23 protein-coding genes are annotated in these 24,294 nt (G+C 50.8%); 14 read left to right on the top strand and 9 right to left on the bottom strand.

Annotated features, from left to right (window positions below):
• Positions 1–138: 138 nt before the first annotated feature.
• The 4 genes from ACPV3A_RS18370 to ACPV3A_RS18355 form a co-directional block, all read right to left on the bottom strand.
• Positions 139–1,302, bottom strand: coding sequence for a glycoside hydrolase family 18 protein (locus ACPV3A_RS18370; RefSeq protein ID WP_426200537.1), 1,164 nt, complete (start codon positions 1,300–1,302; stop codon positions 139–141).
• Positions 1,303–1,308: 6 nt separating this feature from the next.
• Positions 1,309–2,400, bottom strand: a complete 1,092-nt coding sequence (locus tag ACPV3A_RS18365) for an acyltransferase (RefSeq protein WP_426200536.1) — start codon at positions 2,398–2,400, stop codon at positions 1,309–1,311.
• A gap of 30 nt (positions 2,401–2,430) precedes the next feature.
• Positions 2,431–3,783, bottom strand: a complete 1,353-nt coding sequence (locus ACPV3A_RS18360) for a glycosyltransferase family 2 protein (protein WP_426200535.1) — start codon at positions 3,781–3,783, stop codon at positions 2,431–2,433.
• Between the two features lie 488 nt (positions 3,784–4,271).
• Positions 4,272–5,186, bottom strand: coding sequence for a phosphatidate cytidylyltransferase (locus ACPV3A_RS18355; protein WP_194540161.1), 915 nt, complete (start codon positions 5,184–5,186; stop codon positions 4,272–4,274).
• A 106-nt stretch (positions 5,187–5,292) separates the two neighbouring features.
• Between ACPV3A_RS18355 and ACPV3A_RS18350 the strand changes: the two genes are divergently transcribed.
• From ACPV3A_RS18350 to ACPV3A_RS18330, 5 genes are all read left to right on the top strand, one after another.
• Positions 5,293–5,829, top strand: coding sequence for a hypothetical protein (locus ACPV3A_RS18350; RefSeq protein WP_113057934.1), 537 nt, complete (start codon positions 5,293–5,295; stop codon positions 5,827–5,829).
• 300 nt (positions 5,830–6,129) lie between these two features.
• Complete coding sequence (locus ACPV3A_RS18345; protein WP_426200534.1) at positions 6,130–6,879, top strand: class I SAM-dependent methyltransferase; 750 nt, start codon at positions 6,130–6,132, stop codon at positions 6,877–6,879.
• A gap of 79 nt (positions 6,880–6,958) precedes the next feature.
• Positions 6,959–7,906, top strand: coding sequence for a YafY family protein (locus tag ACPV3A_RS18340; RefSeq protein ID WP_339295162.1), 948 nt, complete (start codon positions 6,959–6,961; stop codon positions 7,904–7,906).
• A 63-nt stretch (positions 7,907–7,969) separates the two neighbouring features.
• On the top strand, positions 7,970–8,512 hold the full coding sequence (locus tag ACPV3A_RS18335; protein ID WP_426200533.1) for a DinB family protein: 543 nt from the start codon (positions 7,970–7,972) through the stop codon (positions 8,510–8,512).
• Between the two features lie 249 nt (positions 8,513–8,761).
• A complete protein-coding gene (locus ACPV3A_RS18330; RefSeq protein ID WP_426200559.1) occupies positions 8,762–9,262 on the top strand; it encodes a cupin domain-containing protein in 501 nt (166 codons plus the stop codon).
• A gap of 130 nt (positions 9,263–9,392) precedes the next feature.
• On the opposite strand, the gene ACPV3A_RS18325 is transcribed toward ACPV3A_RS18330, so the two are convergent.
• Positions 9,393–9,737: a DoxX family protein gene (locus ACPV3A_RS18325; protein WP_426200532.1), complete on the bottom strand. Its 345-nt coding sequence runs from the start codon at positions 9,735–9,737 to the stop codon at positions 9,393–9,395.
• A 116-nt stretch (positions 9,738–9,853) separates the two neighbouring features.
• On the opposite strand from ACPV3A_RS18325, the gene ACPV3A_RS18320 reads away from it, so the two are divergent.
• The 4 genes from ACPV3A_RS18320 (at position 9,854) to ACPV3A_RS18305 (ending at position 13,214) form a co-directional block, all read left to right on the top strand.
• On the top strand, positions 9,854–10,552 hold the full coding sequence (locus tag ACPV3A_RS18320) for a Crp/Fnr family transcriptional regulator (RefSeq protein ID WP_426200531.1): 699 nt from the start codon (positions 9,854–9,856) through the stop codon (positions 10,550–10,552).
• Between the two features lie 119 nt (positions 10,553–10,671).
• Positions 10,672–11,688: an SDR family oxidoreductase gene (locus ACPV3A_RS18315; protein ID WP_426200530.1), complete on the top strand. Its 1,017-nt coding sequence runs from the start codon at positions 10,672–10,674 to the stop codon at positions 11,686–11,688.
• Between the two features lie 248 nt (positions 11,689–11,936).
• Entirely contained in the window at positions 11,937–12,278 is a 342-nt protein-coding gene (locus ACPV3A_RS18310; RefSeq protein ID WP_216533668.1) for a zinc ribbon domain-containing protein YjdM, read from the top strand.
• 222 nt (positions 12,279–12,500) lie between these two features.
• Entirely contained in the window at positions 12,501–13,214 is a 714-nt protein-coding gene (locus tag ACPV3A_RS18305; protein ID WP_194540150.1) for a sulfite exporter TauE/SafE family protein, read from the top strand.
• Positions 13,215–13,242: 28 nt separating this feature from the next.
• Here ACPV3A_RS18305 and ACPV3A_RS18300 read toward each other — a convergent pair whose 3' ends face one another.
• The 4 genes from ACPV3A_RS18300 to ACPV3A_RS18285 form a co-directional block, all read right to left on the bottom strand.
• Positions 13,243–14,352, bottom strand: a complete 1,110-nt coding sequence (locus ACPV3A_RS18300; RefSeq protein ID WP_426200529.1) for a glycosyl hydrolase family 8 — start codon at positions 14,350–14,352, stop codon at positions 13,243–13,245.
• Positions 14,353–14,518: 166 nt separating this feature from the next.
• Positions 14,519–15,814, bottom strand: coding sequence for a polysaccharide deacetylase family protein (locus ACPV3A_RS18295; RefSeq protein WP_426200528.1), 1,296 nt, complete (start codon positions 15,812–15,814; stop codon positions 14,519–14,521).
• A gap of 38 nt (positions 15,815–15,852) precedes the next feature.
• Positions 15,853–16,593, bottom strand: coding sequence for a hypothetical protein (locus ACPV3A_RS18290; RefSeq protein ID WP_426200527.1), 741 nt, complete (start codon positions 16,591–16,593; stop codon positions 15,853–15,855).
• Positions 16,594–16,747: 154 nt separating this feature from the next.
• Positions 16,748–17,734, bottom strand: coding sequence for a glycerophosphodiester phosphodiesterase family protein (locus tag ACPV3A_RS18285; protein ID WP_426200526.1), 987 nt, complete (start codon positions 17,732–17,734; stop codon positions 16,748–16,750).
• Positions 17,735–17,926: 192 nt separating this feature from the next.
• Between ACPV3A_RS18285 and ACPV3A_RS18280 the strand changes: the two genes are divergently transcribed.
• From ACPV3A_RS18280 to ACPV3A_RS18260, 5 genes are all read left to right on the top strand, one after another.
• The gene (locus ACPV3A_RS18280; RefSeq protein ID WP_426200525.1) at positions 17,927–18,622 is read left to right on the top strand and encodes an FHA domain-containing protein; all 696 of its coding nucleotides are present in this window, start codon (positions 17,927–17,929) and stop codon (positions 18,620–18,622) included.
• 159 nt (positions 18,623–18,781) lie between these two features.
• Entirely contained in the window at positions 18,782–20,410 is a 1,629-nt protein-coding gene (locus ACPV3A_RS18275; protein ID WP_426200524.1) for a glycoside hydrolase family 9 protein, read from the top strand.
• 11 nt (positions 20,411–20,421) lie between these two features.
• Positions 20,422–20,619, top strand: a complete 198-nt coding sequence (locus ACPV3A_RS18270; RefSeq protein ID WP_426200523.1) for a hypothetical protein — start codon at positions 20,422–20,424, stop codon at positions 20,617–20,619.
• Between the two features lie 97 nt (positions 20,620–20,716).
• Positions 20,717–22,150: a PTS mannitol transporter subunit IICB gene (locus tag ACPV3A_RS18265; protein WP_426200522.1), complete on the top strand. Its 1,434-nt coding sequence runs from the start codon at positions 20,717–20,719 to the stop codon at positions 22,148–22,150.
• A gap of 74 nt (positions 22,151–22,224) precedes the next feature.
• Positions 22,225–24,294 carry a BglG family transcription antiterminator gene (locus ACPV3A_RS18260; protein ID WP_426200558.1) on the top strand — a complete coding sequence of 690 codons (2,070 nt, stop codon included), beginning with the start codon at positions 22,225–22,227 and terminating at the stop codon, positions 24,292–24,294.

Below are 24,294 nucleotides of genomic sequence, written 5' to 3'. Positions count from 1 at the left end.
TGATAGAAAATATTAAAAAGCCGATGATCCGCATTCGACTGCGATGATCGTCGGCTTTTTGCGGTAGGGGTGTGGTGACGCCAGGCGCATACCCCAGTAAGGATGCTGTCCAGGATAGCTTAGAAAAGGTTTTGAATGTTACCGCTTGTCGTCTTGCTGTCTCTCATTCAAATGCTCCGTCAGATACTTCACGATGCCATCCTCCGCGTCCTGAGAGTACTGCCAGACCATCGCTCCTCCGAGATTCTTACTCTGGATGTAGGCCACCTTCTCCTTCAAGGCTTCTTGATCCTCGTAACTGATGAAGGTATGGCCGTCATAGAGGTAGGCGGCCTTCGCTTTGTTGTCGTAATAACGCGTGAAGCCGTTTTTGTTCAGGTAGGCTTTCTCGATTTGCTTATAATTGAGGTTCACCTTGTCGATGTCGATGGGCGTTCCGGGAGCGAAGAGTCCGTCTTTGGTGCCCTTGGCTCCGTTCACGTTTTTCCAGCCGTACGAATAAGCAGGGACGCCAAGCAGCAGCTTCTGGCTGTCGATATCATGGTCCAGGTACATCGAGATAATTCCATCAATGGAATGCTTGGATTTCCCCTGGCTGTCCACATACAGATTGGAGTTAAAGCCGGTGGTGTCGGACCACTTGCCTGTCAGGTCGTAGGTCATGACGTTGATGTAATCCACGTATTTCTCCACTTTTTTGACCTCGACGTTTTGGAAATACCAGTCCTGGGTTCCGGAGGCAAACGTCAGCAGATATTTCTTGTTCTTGTGAGGCAGCCTGTACAGCTTCTCGCGCAGCTCCTTCATCAGACTGGTGAAATTCTTCGTATCCTCCGGGCGCGCTTTCTGCGTATTCCAGGCATGAAACGCCGGATACTCCCAGTCAATATCCACGCCGTCCAGATCCAGCTCCTTGACCAGATTGATGATGCTCTCGGTGAAGAGGTACCGGTTGCCGTCCAGCGAAGCGTCGGAGAAGCCGTCTGCACCGTAACCACCTATGGCCAGAACCATTTGGGTCTTCGGATTCGCCGCTTTCAACTGTTTGATGTTTTCTTTGATCTGGTTGTTGGTTGTGCTGTCTTCATGGAAACAGAGATCCGTTCCCTTAATCTTGGCAAAAGCGATAAACGCGATGTCCACGCCTTTCTCCGATAACTTGATGTGTCGGTAATCCTGCCAGGCTTCCACGTAGACTGCCGTGATTTTCCGGTCCTCCGCGGCGGAGATCTGATAGAAATAGAGACCCATACCGACAAGCAGCACCACAATGAATATTTTCGTATATATCGTTATCCGCATCGTTCTTTAACCCCGCCCGCCGAATAGAATGTAGGTTGCCGTCTTGCTTAGGTTCAGCACCTTGACGGTGATGTAGCTGATGGCGAAGATGATGGAGATATTCACGATCAGACTGAGGGAGGCTTCCAGAAACGTGGCCTCGACCTCGGTTCGGCCGGATAACATCATCTCGACCAGCAGGTGAATCAGATAGATGCTGAAGCTCGCCCGGGAGACCGAGCTGATCAATTTCTGGATTTTATGGTTCACTTGATTGCTGATTCGGGCGTCCTTCTCCTTAAAGAAGATAAACAAACCGACAGCCATGAAGAAGGTGGTGACGGAATAGTTGCCGTAGAACATCTCATCCAGGACACCGCTGCGCAGCGAGACAAAATAGGTGGCCACCGGCGTGATAAAAAACGAGATGATGCCCAGATTGTATAGAATGCTCTTGGTTTTGAGCGGAAGCTCAAAGTGGAAGAGATAGTACCCTAGGATAAAATAGCCTAGGAAGCCCATGAAGAACGGGATGTTCATGATGGGAATGTTGATGTATTGATCCGTTGCACGAAATACGGCATCCGAGATGAAGCGATAGGCGATACTGACGATGAACCAGAGGAGCAGATAATACCGGAGATCCTTCTCGCTGCAGGATTTGATAAATTTGCTCATCAGCGGCACCGTCATGTAGATGGCAATAATGGCGTACAGGAACCACAGATGCACATAATTCCGGTCGGTCAGCAGCCGATACCCGAAGTCAACAACGAACTCATAGGCATTCAGCTTGCTTCGCATCAGATAGTATTGATTGTACAAGCCATAGATGAGCGACCAGGTCAGAAGGGGAATGAGCAGCGGTACGACGCGCTTTGCATAGAACTCCCGGTAGGATGTAATCTTCGTGCGCAGGATCATCGCCCCGCTGATCATGAAGAAGACCGGCACGGCGAAGCGGGATATGGAGTTGAACCCGTTGCTGATCCACCAGGAGGAGGAATGGAAATCATTCGTGCTGGTCAGTACCTCCGCTGTGTAGTGCAGGATGATGACGGCAACAATGGATAGGATTCTTAGGATATCGACATAGATAATTCTTTTATTGGGAACCATGCTGTTTCAGGCAGCCTCCTTCACCATAAGTTAATTCGATCCTGCGGCGATGTTCTGGCTGATGGCGGCCACGCCTTTGCGCTCCACGAAGCCCCAGCCTTCATCATTGTCAAAATATTTGAATGTCCCCGCAATGTTAATGTACAGCAGCAAATTTCGGTAGGTTAACAGCTCCGCTTGGCTGAACAAGAACATCTTCATATAATCGGAAAATGTATAGGTACTGCCATATTTACGGCATAAGTACAGGGCGATTATGATCTGTGCCGCATTCAGCAGCACGCTCATCAGCAGGAAGATGATGGCATGCAGGAGGTTTCCGCCAACGATCAGGGTCTGCCCCAGATAAAAAATCGTAGTAAACGCGGAGAGTGTCCCCAGCATAAATCCGTCAATCGCAAAGAACAGGCTCACGCTGACGCTGAATTTTCGGGACAGCCTGGACCAATAGATGAGGATGCAGTCAATAAAGGCCTTTTGCCAGCGGATGCGCTGCTTATAGAAGTTGGGTAGATTCTCCGGACATTCGGTGTAGCATACCGCTTCGGGAGCGTAGACGAGTTTTTTCTTCAACTGATTGGCTTTGATGTACTCGTGGATTTTCAGCGTAATGTCGATATCCTCCCCGACCGTGCTGCGGAAGCCCTCAACATGAACGAGAACGTCTTTATAGAAGGCGCCAAACGCGCCTGAAATCACCACGATGGAATTAAAATACGATTGCGTGAGTTTGCGGACGTAGAAGCCGTGCGTATAATTGATGATCTGGCTCTTGATGAGCCCTCTTCCGCGAAACTTCTCAACGATGGCCCCGTTCTTGTCCCGCGCGGCGCCCTGTACAATTTTGACGGTACCGCCCAGCGCAATGATGTCGTTATCGTGAAAATATTGATTCACATACTTGAGCGAGTCGGCTTCCAGCATGCTGTCCGCATCCAGGGTGATGACGATATCGGAGGCGGCATGATCGATTCCGGCATTCAGCGAATCCGCTTTTCCGCCATTCATCTTATCGATAACGTAAATATGGCGGTAGAGATTCGAGCGATAGAATCCTTTTATCGGCTTGTAGTTCAGCTTGCTGTCGGCCGATCTGGTACTCGGCTCCAAATCCAGAAGCTCGTCTAGGGCGGATAAGGTTCCGTCCTTGGAGCCGTCGTTGATGATCATGATCTCATAGTTGCTGTAGCGCAAGCCCGCCATGGCATCGATGCAATTTCGAATCGTCAGCTCCTCGTTGTAAGCGGGGACGAGCACAGAGATTGATTTTTCGGCGAGATCGGGATTTAGCTTCTTCACCTTGCTGCACAGCAGCGGGATGAAGGTATACAGGGTTTGAAACACGAGAAATACGCCGGCTAATCCATAAAAAAAGTACTGCAAACTCCTCACTCCTCTCTTCTTCGTCTCTCTTTGTGATGAAGACCAGTATGGTGCGCCTACTCTATTGGACTTTAGATTAGGTATGCGCTTTTTCTATAACAAGCAATGTCAAGGGGGAAAATCTAGGTATTAAGGGATAATATAATCCAATTAAAACCTTTCATTCCATATAAACCCATATAACACTCTATGTAATAAACTATCGTAATGGACTCCTAAATGTAAAACCGCTCTATAGAGCAAGAAAACGAATACATAGATGCTTTTCGAGAGCAGTCTCTGTTTTGGTTCCACTTTCTATATTTTAGGCGGATAAAGCGATTTGGCAGGGGGTGCCCATGGATTCTGGAACAAGGATTCAGGGGGATTCGCACTAATAGGATTTCATGCATTGTAAAAAGCCATAACCAAGTTGAGCCTAGCTCGCATGGTTATGGCTTCTAAAGGTTGTATCGCCCCGTGCTGCACCTGAGGGTTGTCTGGCACTTCTACATAAAGTCGTAAAAGTAACGGATGAAATGAAAAAAGATTGGTGAGGTATAGGTCAGGCTGTCGACCCGGCTCAGATAGCTTTTCTTCAAGGCATCGAACCGCCCGTCATCCCCGATTAACAAATCGCGCTTCAGCACCGAAACCGTCAAGCTGCCGAAGAATCCGGCGAGGCTGATCAGCATACCGGACAGAAGGCCAAACGTCGGGCTAAGCGGCGTCAGATAGGGATAGATGAGATAGGAGCTTGCGGTGGTTGCGATAAACGCGCAGGCAAAGCCTTCCCAGGTCAGATTCGGGTTCGAGGTGGGCACGATTCTCCTTCTCCCAAAATAGAGTGAAGCGATTGTGTGCACCACATCGTTTAGCTGCGTTAAGACGACGAGAAACAGCACCAGCCCTGCTCCATACTGAGGCGTGGCGAATTGGAAATAGGCCAGGTGGCTGAGACCGAACACCATGAGCATCAGACCCCATTGGGTGGAGCTGACGCTACGCATAAAGCCGACGGTGCCTTTGTTAATCAACCGCGGAAGCGGCAGCACCAGGAATACATAGATCGGAATAAACACGATAAACATCCCGTACCATTCGATGTAGATCCAATAGAATTGGACGGGTATGGTTAAATACGCCCATAGAAACAAACGACGATCGGCTTTTCGTGTTTTGATCATCGAGAAATATTCTTTGAGCGTAAAGAAGGTTAACACCATAAGGGATAGCAGGGAAACCACAGGATTCAGAAGCGTGGCCAAGCAGAAGATGACCAGCATGCCCCACCAGGTTTTGATGCGAAATCCGACTTCCGTATAGTCGATATTCGGCTGCGTCTTGCTCATCACATAATAGAGCAGCTGGATGACCGATAAGACGGAGAATATTAGAATTAAGGTTAAAAGCGAGCTGTCCATATGCCTATCATCACCAACTTATCACGGGTATCATTCTTGTTCTACTAAAGGAATCATATGTTATTATGAAGGAATAATTCAATACGGATAAGGGGAAATTTCGTAAATGGTAGAGGATCAATCGGTCTTTATATTGCTTACCAATACCGGAACGCTCTTTACGAAAGTCATTCAGGGCTACACGAGGGCGCCTTACAACCATGCTTCGATCTCCTTTAATCGGGAGCTGTCGGAGCTGTATAGCTTCGGGAGAAAGAATCCGAACAATCCTCTGAACGGCGGGTTCGTGAAGGAGGATTTGAAGACAGGAACGTTCAGTAAATATCCCAACACGACGTGTGTCATCTATGAGCTTCAGGTATCGGAACGCGACATCGCGAAGATGAAGCGGGTTCTGCAGGCTTTTATCCGAAAGGACAAAAAGTATTTTTATAATATATTGGGCGTCCTGGGCATCGCGCTAAAAGAACCGATCGAATTCAGCAACTCCTACTTCTGTTCGCAATTCGTGGCGGAGATTCTGCAGCGGTCCGGAGTCAGGCTATGGGATAAGCTGCCGGCCTTGGTGACGCCGGACGATTTTCGCCAAAGCGAGCGCCTGCAACTGGTCTATGAAGGGAAACTGAGCGAGTATGAGCCATAGATACAACTGCGCCGGCAGGTTCGGCAACGACAATTACGACTCAGCTTGACAGACGTCCGTTCCAGTCCTGCAATCCCAGAGAACCCCGGTTTGCCTGCCCAGGTGAATGTGGGGTTATCTGTATTGCAAATGCTCGCACGAGAGTTTCGCCCATCTGGTTAGGCTGTTAGACAATAAATGCTGGCTAATAAGCGAGTGTTGCTATAAAATGGAATTAAAAATGAAATAAGGTTTCATCTAGTGGAACAATAATGTCGTTGTCTGGATTTCGCTTATATCTTGGATGGGAGCGTGGTTAGGATGAACAGCAAGGAACGGTTTTCGAATCGCGTCGATTCGTATACGAAGTATCGCCCGAGTTATCCGCAAGAGGTCATGGATTATTTGTATGATACGGTAGGATTGGATGGCGAGATTGCTGATATTGGCGCCGGGACGGGGATCTTCTCGAAGCTGCTGCTGAAACGGGGAAGTCGCGTGACCGCTGTGGAGCCGAATCAGGCGATGCGGAAAGCTGCCGAGTCGGACCTTGAAGGCGAACCCGGCTTTCGAATGGTCTCGGGTTCAGCCGAAGTGACGGGACTGCCTGATCAATCAGTGGATCATATCGTGAGCGCCCAGGCCTTTCATTGGTTTGACCGTGATGCCGCCCAATCGGAGTTCCGGCGGATCCTGAGACCGGGCGGAAAGGTTGCGCTGATATGGAATTCCAGGCTCACGCAGGGAACGCCGTTCCTGGAAGCGTATGAGCAGCTGCTCCTTACCTATGGCACCGATTATCAGGAAGTGGATCAGAAGAACATTTCGCGTGAAACGCTGGCTGCTTTTTTTCGGGGAGGGGACATGAGGGAGGCGAAGTTCTTCAATCGGCAGACATTTGATTACGAGGGATTGTGCGGCCGCTTGCACTCGTCATCTTACGCTCCGCTGCCGGGACATCCGAACTACGATCCAATGATGAACGAACTGCGCACGATATTTGAACGGAATGAGCAGGCTGGCTGCGTGTTTTTTGATTATGAGACGAAGGTGTACTGGGGAGAGGTGTGAGCTGTCCTTCTTGCTCGGTTTCGCTGTTTGCAGAATAATAGAGCACCGGCTTTAATAATGGAACGGGAGGTACAGCAGCATGAACAAGACAGACCGGATGCTGGCTATCGTGCTTGAGCTGCAGCAGCGAAAGGTTGTTCGGGCTGAAGATTTGGCATCTATATTCGAGACGAGTGTCCGGACCATCTACCGGGATATTCAGGCCCTTAGCGAATCGGGCGTACCCGTGATGGGAGCTCCCGGGCAAGGATACTCATTAATGGAGGGATATTTCCTTCCGCCAGTCATGTTCACGGTGGAAGAGGCTGTGACTCTGCTCATTGGAACGGATTTCGTCGAACAACGCTTTGACCCGGAATATGGTCTGAAGGCTCGGACTTCGAGTAAGAAGATAGAGTCCATTCTGCCGGAGCCTGTCCGCGCAGATGCTTCGCGGGTTCGGAAGACCATGCGGCTGCTCTCACCGGGCAACAGGGTAAGTTTAGGAGAAGAGAAGGATTATGTTGAAATCGTTCGCCGAGCCATCCTGCAGGAGCGTAAGGTCGAATTCAATTATGTGAAAAAAATGCCCGATTCTAACGGCAACAGGAAGAGTTTTCGCTCGGCAGCTCCTTATGGTCTAGCGTTTCTCCAAGGCGCATGGACACTAATTGCATGGTGTGACCTGCGGCAGGGAATCCGCCATTTTAGGCTGTCCCGCATGAAGGAATTGAAGGTCCTTGAGGAGCGTTTTGAGATGCCGCCGAATTTTGACTTGGAAGACTATCGACCTTCGGATGACCGTAACCTGCGGGTGCAAGTTCTGGCAAATCCCGATATTGCGGATCGAGTTAAGGAATCCGACAACTATTACATGGAGACATTAGAAGAATGCGAGGACGGATTGCTTGTGAGCTTCCGCGTTCGCCAGCTGGAGGAGATCCTGCAGTGGGTGCTCGGCTGGGGATCGAATGTCGTCGTCCTTGAGCCGGAATCCTTCCGTGACCGGATCCGCGATGAAGCGGAAAAGATGTTAAAACGCTACTGACATGACGTTGTCAGTAGCGTTTTTGTATATTCGGTACAAAGACGATGTAAGGGAGTGGTTGATATGAATACAACGGAAGCATTGCAGCGGTTTGAAGAGACGGTGCAGGTGTATCTACAGGAGCTGGATGGTTTCAGCATGGAGGAATTAAAGTACAGACAAGCAGAGGACGAGTGGTCGATCGGGCAAATGTATCAGCACTTGATTCAATCCGCGTTATCCATGCATCTGCGAAATATTGAGTTATGTTTAAACCCGATTGAGGATGCAGCAGTCTCTTCAGCGGGAAAAACGGAAGTAGGTATGGCGATATTCGAACAGGGCAGTTTCCCTCCCGTCCGTATTCAGGTTCCGCCGTCTCCCCAATATACCCCGGAGCAGCCTGCAACGAAAGAGCAGTTGATTCGAGGTTTGGATACTGTCGTCCAACGAATGAGACAAACCGAGCCAATGCTTGGAGAGGCATCCCTGCAGGATACCGTTCCCCATCCGAGTTTCGGAGGATTGCATGCCCTAGAGTGGTTTTTGCTCATCGAGATGCATTATCGGCATCATGTCCGGCAGCTAGAGCGGTTGAAACAAGCCTTGGAGCAGCAGCGTGTATGATGGAACGTCAGGTCGTGGACTATCAGGATGTGTTGGAGCAATTAAAAGAGCGGACCCGTTATTAGATTGGAGTAGTATCGGAATCGCATGTGAAATTGGGGGAATGCCTTTCGTTATGGGCATTTCGAGATCAAACGAGAGGATTTTCTGATGATTGCGGAGGCAATGTTGAACAACTCGGTTTGAAAACGGCTCGCCCCGGGTACTGGTACTACGAGTGCATCAATGAGTAGAAAGGAGCGGATGACCGTGGAGGTACATGTCAGATCATTTTTCGTGAAAGACGATGGAGAGGTTCCCAATAATCCCGATCTGCCGGTCATTGTGTACAATGGAGTATTCGCGGATGACCCGAGCGGCTTGGAGGCTGCTTTCCGCCGGCATCACTGGAGCGGGAGCTGGACAGGCGGCGTATACGATTACCATCATTATCACAGCAATACGCACGAAGTCCTGGGTGTGCGGTCCGGAAGCGCGACCGTCCTGGTGGGCGGCGATGCGGGAGAACGGCTGGAGCTTGCCACAGGCGATGTGATTGTCTTGCCGGCAGGCACTGCACATATGAAACTCACCAGCACCCCTGATTTTGAAGTGATTGGTGCTTATCCCGAAGGGAATACCCCGAATATGAGGGAGCGGAACCCGACGGATCGGGCGCAGGCGATCAACGAAATCCGAAGCGTGCCTGTACCGGATATGGATCCTGTCTTTGGAGAGGAAGGGCCACTGCTGCATAAATGGGTGAAATAAAGGAATGAATCGCCATATAGGGAAAAGAGGAAGAGGCTTGCACACGTCTGTTTGGAGACAGCATGTGCAGCCTCTTTTTACGGTGCAGATTACAGAAAGTCTTATACGGCTGCTTTCTTATTCGGAGCGACTACTGAAGTAAAAGGGTAGCTGACAACATAAGCATGAGCAGAGCATTCAGAGCCATGAAGGGTTTATGCCTGGCCCGAACCAGATGGGCATGAATGGCTCCCACCATTAGAACCGTAAATAGAGAAGCAGCGTAGAGCTTGTTCTCTGGAATCCAGAATGCTGATATCATAAGGACAATCCCCGCTGCCTCCAGACCGGCAACAACGAACATCCCCCAGAGGGGGTATCGGTATTCGGTCCAGTGCTGCACCATCGAGCGGGTGCGGAGAAACTTGAACGATGTGGAAAGTGCAAATATACCGATCAATATACTTTGAAACAAAATAATCCAAAGTGGTTCCATGGTGATCCTCACTCCTTTGTTTTCTCTGGTGGCTCATCCTGTCGAGGATTAGTTTACACGCCACAAAACATTGGAGTATGTAGTCCAGAATACACAGCGAAAGGGCGAAACATGGTATGGAGATGATTAAATATCTATCACGAATGGATCTGTTTCATGGACTTAGCGAAGAAGAGCTGCTGCAATTGAACCATGTGACGCCACTTGAAATCCGTAACAAAGGAACCGTGGTAGCCTCTCCTCATATGGAGCCGAAGGTACTGTACATCGTAAAATCGGGAAAGGTGCGGCTCTATAAGCTGACGGCAGAAGGGAAGGAGCTGACGCTTGATATTTTGGGCGCTGGGCATCTGTTTGGGGAAATGACATCCTTTCATACGGGATCCGCCATGTTTGCCATCACGATGGAAGACACCGTCATTTGTGAAATCGAGAGCCGTCAATTCCGAAGGTTGATCAGCGAACAGCCGGATCTGGCATTAAAGTACATTGAACTCGTAACTGGCAGGTTAAAAGAGATGGAAGAACTGCTGGAGTATATGGCTTACGGGAGCGTGCGACAACGTCTGCTATTCTTGCTGCATAAGCTGGCCACCAAATTCTCACCAGATTCGAAGGCTGCAGGGGAATGGGCCCCGCTAGAGATCGAGCTTACCCATCAGGAGCTGGCAACCATGACAGGCAGCATACGAGAAACCGTAACGCCGATCATCAATCAACTGGTGTCTGAAGGGGTATTGCGTAAAGAGGGGGCACGTAAACCGTTCTCGATACATAGGAGCCGTTTAGAGGCTGCATTGGCGGTGTGCAAATAACCAACTTGCTGCTGGCCAACCCTTTTTGGAAATTGTAATGGCAACCGTGCCCATGCTATCGTAAAGGTTAGAAGGTCAAGTTGCAGGTCTTCTCATTATTGCTAGCGGAGGTGCAGTTTATGAAAGCGTTGTTTATTGGAGGAACCGGAACGATCAGCTCGGCGATTACGAAGCAGCTGCTGGAACAGGGATGCGAGTTATACCTGCTCAACCGAGGGAACCGAAACGACACATTGCCCGAGGGCGCACATATTTTGCAGGCCGATATTCATGACGAAGACCAAGTGGCGAAACTTATTGAGCCTCTCGATTTTGATATTGTGGCCGACTTTATAGCATTCGAACCGGCCCATCTGGAGAGAGATTATCGTCTATTCAACGGAAAAACCAAGCAGTTTATATTTATCAGCTCCGCTTCCGCCTATCAGACGCCACTATCCGATTATCGCATTACGGAAGGCACGCCTTTATCCAATCCATACTGGGCCTATTCCAGGAATAAAATCGCTTGCGAAGACTATCTGATGAAGCAGTATCGGGAACATGGCTTCCCGGTAACAATCGTAAGGCCTAGCCATACGTATGATGAGCGGTCCATTCCACTCGGCGTGCACGGCAGCCAAGGAAGCTGGCAGGTCGTGAAGCGGATGCTGGAGGATAAACCGGTCATTATTCATGGGGATGGGACGTCTCTGTGGACGTTGACGCACAACAGCGATTTTGCAAAAGGATTCATCGGTCTGATGGGCAACATTCATGCCATCGGGGAGTCGGTGCATATTACCTCCGACGAGTCGCTCACCTGGAATCAGATCTACCAAATCATTGCGGATGCCCTGGGCGTACAGCTGAATGCGGTGCACGTGTCCTCGGAATTTTTGGATGCAACCAGCACGCAGGACTTTAGAGGTTCATTGTTGGGGGACAAAGCGAATACCGTTGTGTTTGATAACGCCAAGCTCAAGCGGCTTGTCCCTGAATTCGTGGCAACCACCCGGGCGGATCAAGGAATCAGGCAAACGGTGAACTATATCTTGTCCCATCCAGAGCATCAACGGGAAGATGAAGAGTTTGATATGTGGTGTGACAAGGTTGTTTCGGCGTTGGAGAAGGCGAAGTCGATCATAACGGGGTAGGTGGGTTTTGGAAGAGGACGAATGGAATATATAAGAGAGGGCACCCGATCCGGGTGCTCTTGAATCGATTCTGGCTATGGCCCAGCAAAGTGATGATATGGAAGGCTTCCTGGAGGGAATGGTTCATATGTTCTTCTACGGTGTCCGCGGAAAGGCTTAATCCTCGGTAACCGAAGTATGGGTATTGGCCAGCATAGGTTTCTAATATAGGGTATAGTTAGTATAAAACGAATGGAGAATACGAAACGATGTCTACTTTGCCGAATTGCCCGAAATGTAATTCAGAATATACATATGAGGATGGAAACCTCCTGGTTTGCCCGGAATGCGCTCATGAATGGACCTTGGAGTCCGAAGGAGAGCATGATGCAGATACGAAGGTCATCAAAGACGCGAACGGCAATGTGCTGGCCGACGGCGATTCTGTAACGGTAATCAAAGATCTTAAAGTAAAAGGCAGCTCCTCTGTATTGAAAATCGGCACAAAGGTGAAAAATATACGTTTAGTCGATGGCGATCACGATATCGATTGCAAAATCGACGGATTCGGAGCTATGAAATTGAAATCGGAATTTGTTAAAAAGATATAATGTGCATATCGAATATCATCGTGTATATATGGTAACAACAACCCTCCAATCCTGGAGGGTTGTTCTCATCTAACCAAGGCACGCGTCTTACATTTGGTGCACAACATGCACAAATTAAGTACCCCGACTTACCCGTGCCGATGATTCCATTATGTTACAATGGTAGGATGGGGTTGCCTCAAATAGGAGTCTCCCGCAATACGTGAAGAAGGCAGGTGCAGCGTGGATATTATACTGTTTGCGGTCATTATTTTCGTGGCGTCCATTCTTCAGACCAGCACCGGATTTGGGTTCTCTATCCTGGCTACGCCGTTTCTGCTGCTCTTGTTCCAGCCTAACGAGGCTATTCAGATTAATTTAATTCTTTCTCTTGTCATCTCGGCTGCCCTAATCGCGAGGATACGCAAGGACATCGACTATGGCATCCTCAAGCGATTGGTGATCGGAAGTGCGGCAGGACTCCCGCTCGGCATCGTTATTTTTTCCTTTATCGATATTCGTTATCTGAAGTTAGGCGTTAGTCTGATCATATTGGCATTAACCGTCATGCTGATGCTAAAATTCAGAATCCGTCAGAGCCATGGCAGGGACCTGGCGGTAGGGGGGCTCTCAGGCTCTCTAACGACCAGCATTGGAATGCCGGGTCCGCCCCTGCTGTTATATTTCTCGGGCACCGACACGCAGAAGGCAAAGCTCAGAGGGACGACACTCGCCTTCTATTTGTTCATCTATTCCCTGAGTTTGATCATTCAGGTGATCGTGGCGGGAACGAGCAAGACGGTCTGGGTATCGAGTGGAATTGCGCTTCCCTTGGTGTTCGTCGGGCTGTTGATCGGACAGCGACTATTCATTGTCATTAATCAGAGAGTATTCCAGATATTCACCTATATCATTTTAATCTTTACAGGGGTGTACATGCTCATCGAGAGTCTGTAAAGAGATCAAAGATTGCAGCGACGACGGATTATTTCACGGTTGGTTCTAGCAGCGTCTCCGCGAGCAGAGGAAACAGGTTATCAAAAGCATGCGTATTCCCATCAAACACATACCCTCCCGGATAAGCGGGATCTTGGCCTCGGAATTGGATCATTCGATCATGCAGCTCCCGGGCCCAAGGGAGGTCATTCGTTTTTGACGCCAGGATAATAGCCAGTCCGTAGACGGCAGGTGACTCGTATGCCGCGTCAGGCTTTCTTGTCTTCCGGTTGTAGCGCCCTGCCAGCTTCTGATTCTTCTGGAATTCTCCCTTCAAGAATTGTATGAGCTCCTTCGGCGGATGATCCATCTCCGCCAGATGGATGCCAACGATCAGCTGGTCGATTAGATTGACCGATGCGTCATACTCATATTGACCGGAGCGAATTTGATAGGTTTTGGGATAGAAGATGCCGTCAGAAGGCATGTGGGAGAGCAGGTCCTGATACTGTTTATACTCCTGACGGGACAGGATTCCGTTATTCTGCATTTCGCGCAGTGCCGATATGTCAGCGTAGACCAGGCTTAACACGGCTGCCGATGCATTCCGTTCAAAATCATGATAGTCCACGAAGTATCCTTGGGTTTGGGCAGATGCTTGCAATGATGAGCCGATCTCCTTCGCCAATTGAAGGTATTCGTCCCGGTCCCAGAGTTTGTAAGCCTTAAGCAGGGCATCGAGGATTCGGAGATCATCGCCCAGCGCATGGGTCGTTACCTCGGATTGACCGTCTGGTCTGAGCTTCCACCGGATATAAGTTTCCTGACCCTTATGGAGGAAATAGGTTGTAAGAAGCTGGGCGCTATCATCGAACCGGGCTCGATCGCCGGATAAGACAGCATACTGCATCCAAAGTCCGAGCGACTCGGATAACGCTTCTCTCCCGGCAACGATGTCCGGGTTCTCGGAAGAAGCGGGCTTGAGATAGGTAGCAATGGTACCGTTATCGTTGGTCATATGCTCTTCAATAAACGCTGCTGTCACGTCGGGGTTCTCCTTGCTATGGATGATAGCGTAGGCGATGAAGACGACGCCGATTAGAGCAAGAATGGCGATGATCGCAAGAATGGCCTTCTTGCGGGAAATCCGGGTTGTCATAGGTTCACCTCGAACATACTATTCTACGCTTGCGTTCCTAAAGCCTTTAAGAAGACCGAACGAATAAATTTAGCTTCTGAGGCCCCATCGTTCGTTTATCCATAAAAATGCCGTACCCGATGTTTGCAGAACAACGGATACGGCATTCTCTTAAAGGATAGGTTCGCTATTGCAAACTGACGATCGTGAGTCCCTGATCCTGCAGGTGCTTAATAATCTTCGGCAAGGCGTCCACAACCGCCTGCGATTCATGCAGGAGGATGATGGAGCCGGAAGCTTCGATGTGCTGGACATACTCGAGGATTTTATCCTCGTCGCGGGTCAGCCAATCCTCGGGATCCCGGTTCCAGAGTACCATCTTACTGCCTTGCTGTTGGCTTAACGCCTCGGTCCGATCGTCAAAGGCACCGTAGGGCGGACGGAAGAGTACCAGCTTCTCGTCGGTAATATGCTCGATGAGGTCGGACACGCGGGTCACCTCTGCCTGCTGCTGTTCATAGGTAAGGCTTGTCAGCTGGCTATGAGTCATGGAATGGCTGCCGACAGAGTATCCGTTCGCATGGATGGCCCTGACATAGTCGGGATGTTTTTTTACATTGGTGCCAACAAAGAAGAACGTTCCGCCAACCTCGTGGTTTTTTAAGACATTCATAATATCGATAGAGTGCTTCGATGGCCCATCATCAAATGTAAGGGCTACATACCCTTTGGGCAGGCTAAACGAGATGAACTTCTCCAGCTCTAGCTGTGGAATGGAAGCAGAGGGTTTGTTATCCTTCGGTTTACTCTCCTTCGGTCTGCTCTCCGCTGCTTCCTCCTTTGAGGCTGCCACGGGTTTCGCGATGATGGCGCTCCGGTTCTCGGCAAGCAATTGGGTAACGGTCTCTGCTTCCGCAGTGGCCGTTACTGCAGGATAAGGCTTAATATCACCGGGATACGAGTAATTAAATGAACTTAATAACACAACAAAAACCAAGCTCATCATGATGGCGCTTACCAGCTTAAGCGGAAGATGGCGCCGTTTCCTTGCGAAACGATTGGTTTTCAGGTCCTCTTCGGCGGCTGGTATCTCTTCGGGCTGATCCGCTTCGGATCGATGCGTGGAGAGGAAAGGCAGCGTATGCAAGTCATCTGCATGCCGGATCTTCTTAATTGACTCTAATTCGTTCCTGAACGGAACGGAGCAGGCAAATGAAAACCGCTCACTATGTTCACGATATGTACGCGTAATGGAACCTATGTATTGCTGTTTGTTTGCATCCCATGCGGTATGTAAGGATATTCGGTGTTTATGAACCCCGTCGAACTCCGTCACGGCTGCTATATTCGCTATGGTCTCGTTATCGGTTAACCATAATGGCTCCGCTGATTCTATTAGGGATAGCTTGATTCGTAGACCGAATGCTTCGGTATCCCTCTCGATCGCCAGCAGCTCTATGATTCTGCCATAGGATTCTGACATGATGGCCCCCCTTTCTCTAGCTGTTCATGCGGGTAAGATTATTCCGATGGTGTATTGGAAGCCGTGGTTTTCGGTGAGAAGGAGAAGGACATCTTCTCGGTAAAATCATTGATGGTCTGCATCAGCTTGGCTTTATCATCCAGGATATTCTGGTATTGCTCCGCGTACTTCTGGTTGGCAATCTCCAGCTCCCGGACCTTCTCTTCAAGCGAGTTGATCTTGAGCATGCTCTGATATTGGGTGTTGTTAGACTCCTCATAGAGCTTGTTGTACTTGGCGGTCTCCGTTTCGAGCTGATTGGAGAGCTTCTCATACGCCAGGTTCGACGTTAACTGGTATTCCTTGTAATCCTCCAGCAGCTGATCGTAGGCCATCTGTTTGTTCGTCAGCACGTTCTCGAGTTCGCGGATTTCCTTGTTCTTCTCCTGAACCAGCTGATCTCTCTTGATCTGCTCATGCTTATACCGGTTGATCGTCTCGTTCGCGGTAAAGAGCTGATCCTCGAGGCCTCTATTCTTATAGGCCAGCAGCTGCCGTTCCTTCAGCATGTTCTCGATCGAAACAATGACATCGAGGCCGATCTTGTCCTGATTATCCTTGGAGAATAGAGGTTTGTTTCCTTCTGCAGCGGGCAGTTCTGGCTCCGCGGAATAAGCCGCCTCTTCTTCTGCCGTTACAGCAATATCCTCTTGTTCGGTACTGTTCTTCTCGGGCTGGTTCTGATTCGAGCGGGCACTCTTAAACCACGCCATTCCTTTTTTCTCTGTTTCCCTGGCCAAAATATCAACTCCTATATATTCAATGATTCTAGTATGAAATTAGGCTAAAAGACCCCTATTAATAGTAATCGGTAAAAACGTCCCAAAAACTTTGCCCTACACCCCGTGAAAATAAAAAAAGCCCCGCAGCGGGGCGGAGGGGCTTTCCCTTCGATTATTCATTCTTCTTGATGGTCAGCTCCGGGGCGATAACGTCGACCCGATTCGTCCAAATGCCGCCGCTGTAGCCTTCCGGCAGTCGCTCCAAATCCGACACGGAGTCGAACCCTTCCGACCAGCCGCCATCCCCGGCGACGAGGATGACCCGTGTATTGATGCTGTCCATCCGGTTCAGGAATTTATCCGGCCATCCCCACAAGTAACGGGCGTATTTCTCCGGGATATGCAGCTGGGTGTTGCGGCAGACCGATGGGAGGTAGCCGCTCCAGCCGGCTCCGGCGTAGGATGCGAGACAGCTCTTCAGCGTGCCCATCGACATGACGCGTAGGGAGGGGAGCTGTGATTTTAATGCTTGGATCGGTTCGTCATCCCCATATACGGTCAGCTGGCTGAGACGCTTCATCGGCAGTCCGGACAGATACTCTGCCAGGAGTTTTCCCTCTTCGGGGTCGGTGCTTTTGATATGGATCAGGAATGAACCGTCAGGAAATGCCTCCAAGACCTCGTCTAACGACGGAATCAGCCCGACTCCTTTTCCCCGAAAAGGATATGTGGCTCCCTGATCGGCGGTGTAACCATACCCGATGTCTATGTTTTTTAGCTGCTCCATGGTATAATCCTTGACCGAGCCCTCCACGTTGGTGCGGCATTCCAGGGTCCAGTCGTGGAACACGGCGAACTGTCCGTCCTTGGTTGGCTTGATATCCAGCTCGACGATATCGGCGCCTGCTTCGAATGCGGCTTTCATGGACGGGATGGTGTTCTCCAGGTAAGCATGCTCCGGCACATAGATGCGGGAGGCGGTGCAAGTGTCAGCTTGAATGCCTTCCATCGAGAAGGTTTGGCCAAGCCCCCGATGCGCCAGCAGCAGCGGCTCGGCGTCGCGGTCTTTGGTGAACAGGGATGTATTATTTACAAACAGAAATACAAACAACACGAGAAAAAACAGTATGATTTTCTTCCATCTTTTTAGTTTTCGCATGATCCAATCCCCCAAAATCGTATACAATATGCAGTAGTAGATTTATATTTATCTCTATCTAAGTTCTCTATATTAAATCCTTCTTCCATAAATCTTAGTGATTTTGGGCGCATACTCAATAGCTGGATCATAACAATTGCATAATAGCGAACTGATAAACACAATGAGCAGCATATAAGAACGGGAGGGAGCATGATGGACAAATCCTCCTTTTTGATGGTGGAGCGGGGGAATCCCTACGAGCGTGGGGACGTTATAGCTTTGACCAAACCCATAACGGTGCTTGGCCGCAAGGGCCAGCATTTTGATCCGGATATCGCGTTTGATAATATCTTTGTGTCCCGGCGGCATGCAGCGCTGCTGTATCGAAACGGGAAGTTCAGCATTAAGGATCTGAACAGCAAGCATGGTACCTTCGTCAATCAGGAACGGTTGGCTTCCCATGATGAAATTCCCCTCCAGCATGGAGATACCATTGTACTCGCTGGAGATCTGATCGTGTTATCCTTCTCCATCCTCAGCATGGATGAGACGATGGACATTACACCGCTTATCAAACAGCTGGCTGCAGTCGAGGCTTCAGGCGGGCTTAGGTTGAATCCGTTCAAGCAGGAGCTGGTATACGGCGAGGATGTGTATGCTTTTTCGGAAAAAGAGTACAAATGCATGGAGCTGCTGTTCAACCACCGAGGACAGTTTGTGTCCAAGGATCAGCTCAAGGCCTGCGTTTGGCCCGAGCGAAGCTACGGAACGGATGAAGTGCCCGATGTGAGCTCGGAGGAGCTGAATGCGCTGATTTATCGGGTCCGTAAGAAGACGAGAGACGTTCTGGACATTGAGAGCATCCGGGGAAAAGGTTATATTTTGCAGACGCAAGCCGATGGCTAAAAATACACACCAGACAAGCTCTTCCTCATGGGCAGGAAGGGCTTTCTTCATTTTGCATAGCATTTTATAGAGCGGATGAGAGGGGATTGGCAATCGTTATCGAAGTTGTAAAGCGTGGAAGTTTCGAAACGACAATCGGAAAGGGATGAACAGGGGAGCATGAACAATGAGCATGGACAGCATAACAGCATTGCGGTCAACCAGCTAGGCTATCGCAGCCAGGATGCCAAGGTTGCCGTCATTGCCGGTCAGGGTGGACGGTTTTATATCGTCCATGCGTTGAATGGCGAGGTGGTTTGGCAGGGCCATACATCACCCGCCATCGAGGATGTGGCCAGCGGGCAGACGGTAAGCCGGGGGGATTTCGCCGCATGGGCAGTGCCCGGCACGTATCGGATTGAGACGGAGCAGGGGCAAGCGTCTCTGCCTTTCGTCATAGCTGACGAGGTGTTCGAGGATGCGCACCGCGCATTGTTGAAAGCGTTTTACTATTTCCGCTGCGGGACGAAACTGGATGAGCTGCATGCCGGCCCCTGGCAACACGAAGCCTGTCATCTTACGCCCGCCATCGTCCATGGAGACGAATCGCGGCAGGTGGATGCCTGGGGAGGATGGCATGATGCCGGTGACTATGGCAAGTATGTCGTTCCCGGTGCCAAAGCGGTAGCCGACCTGCTGCTGGCTTTTGAGTTTTATCCAGAGGCGTTCGCGCAGCAGCTGCCACTGCCGGAAAGCGACGGTCGCATGCCGGATGTGCTTCATGAGTGCCGGTATGAGCTGGAATGGATGCAGCGCATGCAGGAGGAGGAATCGGGAGGTGTGTTCCATAAACTCACGACCCTGCAGTTTCCGGCGGGAGACGTTATGCCGGAGGACGATACGGCTCCGCTGTATCTGTCACCGATTTCTGCAACGGCAACCGGTTGTTTTGCCGGAGTCATGGCGATGTCATCGCGGATCTATTTCCCCTATGATGAAGCCTTCGCCGCAAGCTGTCTGCAGGCAGCAGAACGTGCTTGGGCATGGCTGGAGGCGCATCCCAACATGCCGGGATTCCGCAATCCGCCAGATATCGCTACAGGTGAGTACGGCGACGGCCAGGATGCGGATGAACGGTACTGGGCCGCGGCAGAGTTATACCGCGCAACGGGCGAGGCGCGGTACCATGATGCTTTTCAAGCATTAGCCAGGCAGGACTCATTCGGGAAATACGAATTGGGTTGGGCGGACATGGGCGGCTATGGAACCTTCGCCTATCTGATGTCGGAGCGGGAAGAGGAGCCCGCGCTGGCACGGGAATTGATGGCGGGTCTGCTTCAGCGTGCGGATGAGCTTGCCGCTGTCAGTGATCGGGACGGTTATGGGATCTCGCTGCTGCCGGATCAATATATTTGGGGCAGCAATATGGTGGTATTGAATCACGCGATGCTTCTGCTGGTGGCGGGAAGACTGTCAGGTTCCGAAGATTATGATCGGCATGTTCACGAGCATATCCACTATGTGTTCGGGGCTAACGTGACGGGGATGAGTTATGTGACCGGGTATGGGACAAAGCCCATCCTGCACCCCCATCATCGTCCTTCCGAAGGCGATGGCGTGGAGGAGCCGGTGCCGGGCCTCGTCTCCGGCGGACCGAACAAGGGGCTTCACGATGACTATGCGCGTGAGCACTTGGCAGGCAAGGCGCCCGCAGCATCTTTTGCCGATGTGATGGAGAGCTATTCTACCAACGAGGTGGCCATCTATTGGAACTCGCCGGCTGTGTTCGTGTTATCTCATTTTGTATAGAAGAATAAAGGATGCTGAAGCAAAAGAAGCGCCGAGAGATGCTCGACGTTTCTTTTTTGTATCGGCCGTTCATGGCTAGCGTCTTGATCAATGGACAGGCTTGCCCTACGAATGAAACCGCGGTGTGGCGGTATTTTCATAAAAACGACATGATCCTTTTAAAAGTTGTCAACAATATTCTTGACGAAACCCGCTTTTCCTTTCGTTGAGCCTTTTGCCGGGCTGACTTAACATAGAGATGTCAGATGAAAGCGACACACAACTACATTCCGTTTTATTTTCAAATATGACTAGGAGGTCTATACGATGTCCAACGAGACAAATACAAACGCTTCCAAAGGCATTCGCGTAAGGGTACAGCAGCTCGGCCGTCTCCTTAGCGGTATGGTGATGCCGAATATCGGTGCGTTTATTGCTTGGGGTCTGATTACGGCTCTGTTCATCCCGACCGGTTGGTTCCCGAATGAGAATCTGGGAGCGCTGGTTGACCCGATGATCAAGTACCTGCTCCCGCTCTTGATCGGTTACACGGGCGGGCAGATGATCCATGGCAAACGCGGTGCGGTGATCGGTGCGGTTACCACGGTCGGCGTTATCGTCGGGGCGGAGATACCGATGTTCCTCGGCGCGATGATCGTCGGTCCGCTGGCCGCATGGGTATTAAAGCAGTTCGACAAGCTGATTGAAGGCAAAATCAAATCCGGCTTCGAAATGCTGGTGAATAACTTCTCGCTCGGGATCATTGGCGGCGCGCTGACATTGGTCGCATACACCGGAATCGGGCCGCTTGTACAAGGGATTACCCAAGCGTTGTCAGCCGGTGTTGACGTACTGGTCAATGCGAATCTGCTGCCGCTGGTCAACATTATCGTTGAGCCTGCAAAAGTATTGTTCCTTAACAATGCGATCAACCACGGGATCTTCAGTCCGATCGCTACAGAGGAGTCGGCACGGATCGGTCAATCGGTCCTGTATATGCTGGAATCCAATCCGGGTCCGGGACTTGGCATTCTTCTCGCCTATTGGTTCTTCGGACGCGGATCTGCCAAATCTTCCGCACCGGGGGCAGTTGTCATTCACTTCCTGGGCGGTATTCATGAGATTTACTTCCCGTATATTCTGATGAAGCCGGTTCTGATCTTGGCTGCCATCGCGGGTGGCGTTGCCGGAACATTCACCTTCCAGATTCTTGGAGCCGGTTTGGTGGGCCCAGCGTCGCCGGGCAGCATCATTGCTTACTTCGCCATGGCGCCTAAAGGCGGCTTGATATCGGTCCTGGCCGGTGTTCTTGTTGCAACGATTGTCTCCTTTGCTGTAGCGGCATTACTGCTCAAAACAGGCAAAAAGACCGACGAAGAGCCGAATCTTGAAGAAGCATCCGCCAAAATGCAGGAAATGAAAGCCGGCGGTATGAACGACCAAGTCGCTCCTGCTTCGGCGGCTGTAGCTAACCTGGACAAAGAGAATGTGAACAAAATCGTGTTTGCTTGCGATGCCGGCATGGGCTCCAGTGCGATGGGCGCTTCGGTACTAAGAAAGAAATTGCAGCAGGCGGGCGTCGATATTACGGTTGTGAACTCGGCGGTAAGTGAAATACCGGATGACGCGGATATCGTCATTACCCAGAAGACACTCACCGAGCGGGCCATCGCGAAGAATCCGAATGCGGAGCATATCTCCATCGACAACTTCTTGAAAAGTCCGAGATATGATGAGCTGGTGGAACGACTCAAAGACTAACATAAGCCTAAAACCATATGACACGCTGGCGTAGCAACGCCGGCGTTGTCTTTCATTTCATGAAGAAGGGGGCCATGCGTCTGGGACACATCACTGCCCGCCAACGACAAATCCTTCTGCTCCTGATGAGCAGGAACGAGGGCATGACGGCTGCAGAAATAGCCGCTGAGGTCGGGGTCAGCGTCAGGACGGTTCACCGGGAAATGGAGGAGATTGAGAAGGAACTGCAGGGCACAGGCGTTCTGCTTCATAAAAAGTCGGGCACGGGCATCCGGCTGGAAGAGGAGACGCCTGAGGACATGGCTCAGCTGCGGAAAAGCCTGCTTACAGGGAAGCCGGCCGATTATTCCGTGGAGGAGCGCAAAATCCTCATGCTCTGCGCCCTGCTTGAGGCGAATGAGCCCGTCAAACTGTTTGCTTTGGCCCATAGTTTAAAGGTCACCGTGCCGACGATCAGTAATGACCTGGATGAACTGGAGCCATGGATGAAGCGGTTTAACCTTACCCTAATTCGCCGCAGAGGCTATGGTATCGAGATTGAAGGCTCGGAAGGCGTAAGGCGGTCGGCGATTTGTCGGCTTGTCGAGGAATATTTGGATTACTCCGATCTTGTCGGGGATGGATATCGTGATCATAACGAGCCTGTGACCGCACGTCTGCTCTCCATGATTGATAAACCGGTGCTGCTGGATGTAGAGAAATGTTTATGGGATATGAACTGGGATTGGACGGAGGGGCTTAGCGAAGGTGCATATACCGCGATGCTCATAGCATTATCGGTTTCCGTAAACAGGATCAAGCAGGGGCGGAGCATTGAGACAACGGATATTACGGCATATGGTAAATCCTCCTCGTCGGTGGAGGAGGCACAGGATTTTGCGAGTCGCCTAGGCCAAACCTTGAAGATTGATTTTAATGATCCTGAAATGAAATATATAGCTCAATTATTCGAATCAGCCAAGGACATGTCCGAGATCAGCGAACTGGCTCACACGGATGTAGAGATGGTGGAAATCGCTCAGCGTCTTATCGAACGAGTTCAGGGGCGCACCGGCATTCCGTTCCAGGAGGACCGCACGCTGCGGGCAGGTCTGGTGGAGCACATCGGGGCTGCCATGAAACGGATTCGGGAAGGGACCCGGATCCGGAATCCCTTGCTGAGCCCGATCCGGAAGGATTATGAGGAGCTGTTCGGAATCGTCCGTCGTTCAGTTGATGACATGAAGATGGACATGATTGTCCCGGATGAAGAAATCGGGTTTCTGGTTATGCATTTCGGTGCTTCCAGCGAACGGCTGAACCAGCTGGGACATCATCTGAAGGCCATCCTGGTATGTTCCAGCGGTCTTAGCTCCTCTAGGCTTCTCGGGACCCGGCTGAATAAGGAGATGCCGCAGATTGAGGTGCTCGGCAACGTCTCGTGGTATGAAGCGGCCCGGATACCGAAGGAGCAATATGACCTTATTATTTCGACTATTGATCTTCCGCTGCCGAAGGATCGGTATGTGAGATTAAGTCCGCTGCTCACGGCGGATGATAAAGAGGCGCTGCTGCAATTTATCCAGAGCACATCCCTGAAGCCGGCTGCGGGCATGGCTGCCAGTAAGCGCATCGAGGAAGAGCGTAAGGTTGCATCATTCGAGCGTCTGCGCATGCAGGCAGCCCTGATGAACGAGATTGTATCGCTACTGGATGGCTTTCATGTGTACCACCTGGATAATCGGCAGGATGATTTGCAGGGCACCTTGAGCGAAGCTTTGACTAAGGTGGTTGAGCGCGGGGCTGTTCGTGATGCGGAGAAGGTGAAGGAGCGTTTGCTTGAGCGCGAACGGATGGGCACCCAGCTCATTCCGGATACGACGCTGGCCTTGTTCCATACGCGCAGCCGCCATATTACCTGGCCGTCGCTAACCTTGTTCCGGCTAACGCATCGAGCGCCGCTGGAGGACGGGGCGGAGGCGGGTGTCATACTGCTGATGCTGGCACCGAAGCAGCTTCCGAAGGAGAGCTTAGAGGTGCTCAGTGAAATTAGCGCCATGCTGCTTCACTCCGAGCTGATTGAGCTGATGGAGCGGGGCAGCGAGGAAGAAATCCGATCCTATTTAGCGGAAGAGCTTCAGCATTTTTTCAATCACAGACCATAG

It is taken from the genome of Paenibacillus sp. Dod16, assembly GCF_049893405.1.
GTDB lineage: Bacteria > Bacillota > Bacilli > Paenibacillales > Paenibacillaceae > Paenibacillus_AQ.
The sequence above is the reverse complement of the archived record's forward strand: the minus strand, read 5'-3'. Positions and strand labels throughout refer to the sequence as shown.

Excerpts from the sequence above, each read along its gene's own strand:
- ACPV3A_RS18345 (WP_426200534.1), top strand. The coding sequence starts at position 6,130 with ATGAACAGCAAGGAACGGTTTTCGAATCGCGTCGATTCGTATACGAAG.
- ACPV3A_RS18295 (WP_426200528.1), bottom strand. The coding sequence starts at position 15,814 with ATGTCAGAATCCTATGGCAGAATCATAGAGCTGCTGGCGATCGAGAGG.
- ACPV3A_RS18335 (WP_426200533.1), top strand. The coding sequence starts at position 7,970 with ATGAATACAACGGAAGCATTGCAGCGGTTTGAAGAGACGGTGCAGGTG.
- ACPV3A_RS18370 (WP_426200537.1), bottom strand. The coding sequence starts at position 1,302 with ATGCGGATAACGATATATACGAAAATATTCATTGTGGTGCTGCTTGTC.
- ACPV3A_RS18265 (WP_426200522.1), top strand. The coding sequence starts at position 20,717 with ATGTCCAACGAGACAAATACAAACGCTTCCAAAGGCATTCGCGTAAGG.
- ACPV3A_RS18300 (WP_426200529.1), bottom strand. The coding sequence starts at position 14,352 with ATGACAACCCGGATTTCCCGCAAGAAGGCCATTCTTGCGATCATCGCC.
- ACPV3A_RS18260 (WP_426200558.1), top strand. The coding sequence starts at position 22,225 with ATGCGTCTGGGACACATCACTGCCCGCCAACGACAAATCCTTCTGCTC.
- ACPV3A_RS18355 (WP_194540161.1), bottom strand. The coding sequence starts at position 5,186 with ATGGACAGCTCGCTTTTAACCTTAATTCTAATATTCTCCGTCTTATCG.
- ACPV3A_RS18280 (WP_426200525.1), top strand. The coding sequence starts at position 17,927 with ATGATGGACAAATCCTCCTTTTTGATGGTGGAGCGGGGGAATCCCTAC.
- ACPV3A_RS18320 (WP_426200531.1), top strand. The coding sequence starts at position 9,854 with ATGGAGATGATTAAATATCTATCACGAATGGATCTGTTTCATGGACTT.
- ACPV3A_RS18315 (WP_426200530.1), top strand. The coding sequence starts at position 10,672 with ATGAAAGCGTTGTTTATTGGAGGAACCGGAACGATCAGCTCGGCGATT.
- ACPV3A_RS18350 (WP_113057934.1), top strand. The coding sequence starts at position 5,293 with ATGGTAGAGGATCAATCGGTCTTTATATTGCTTACCAATACCGGAACG.
- ACPV3A_RS18270 (WP_426200523.1), top strand. The coding sequence starts at position 20,422 with ATGCTGAAGCAAAAGAAGCGCCGAGAGATGCTCGACGTTTCTTTTTTG.
- ACPV3A_RS18325 (WP_426200532.1), bottom strand. The coding sequence starts at position 9,737 with ATGGAACCACTTTGGATTATTTTGTTTCAAAGTATATTGATCGGTATA.
- ACPV3A_RS18365 (WP_426200536.1), bottom strand. The coding sequence starts at position 2,400 with ATGGTTCCCAATAAAAGAATTATCTATGTCGATATCCTAAGAATCCTA.
- ACPV3A_RS18310 (WP_216533668.1), top strand. The coding sequence starts at position 11,937 with ATGTCTACTTTGCCGAATTGCCCGAAATGTAATTCAGAATATACATAT.
- ACPV3A_RS18340 (WP_339295162.1), top strand. The coding sequence starts at position 6,959 with ATGAACAAGACAGACCGGATGCTGGCTATCGTGCTTGAGCTGCAGCAG.
- ACPV3A_RS18285 (WP_426200526.1), bottom strand. The coding sequence starts at position 17,734 with ATGCGAAAACTAAAAAGATGGAAGAAAATCATACTGTTTTTTCTCGTG.
- ACPV3A_RS18275 (WP_426200524.1), top strand. The coding sequence starts at position 18,782 with ATGAACAATGAGCATGGACAGCATAACAGCATTGCGGTCAACCAGCTA.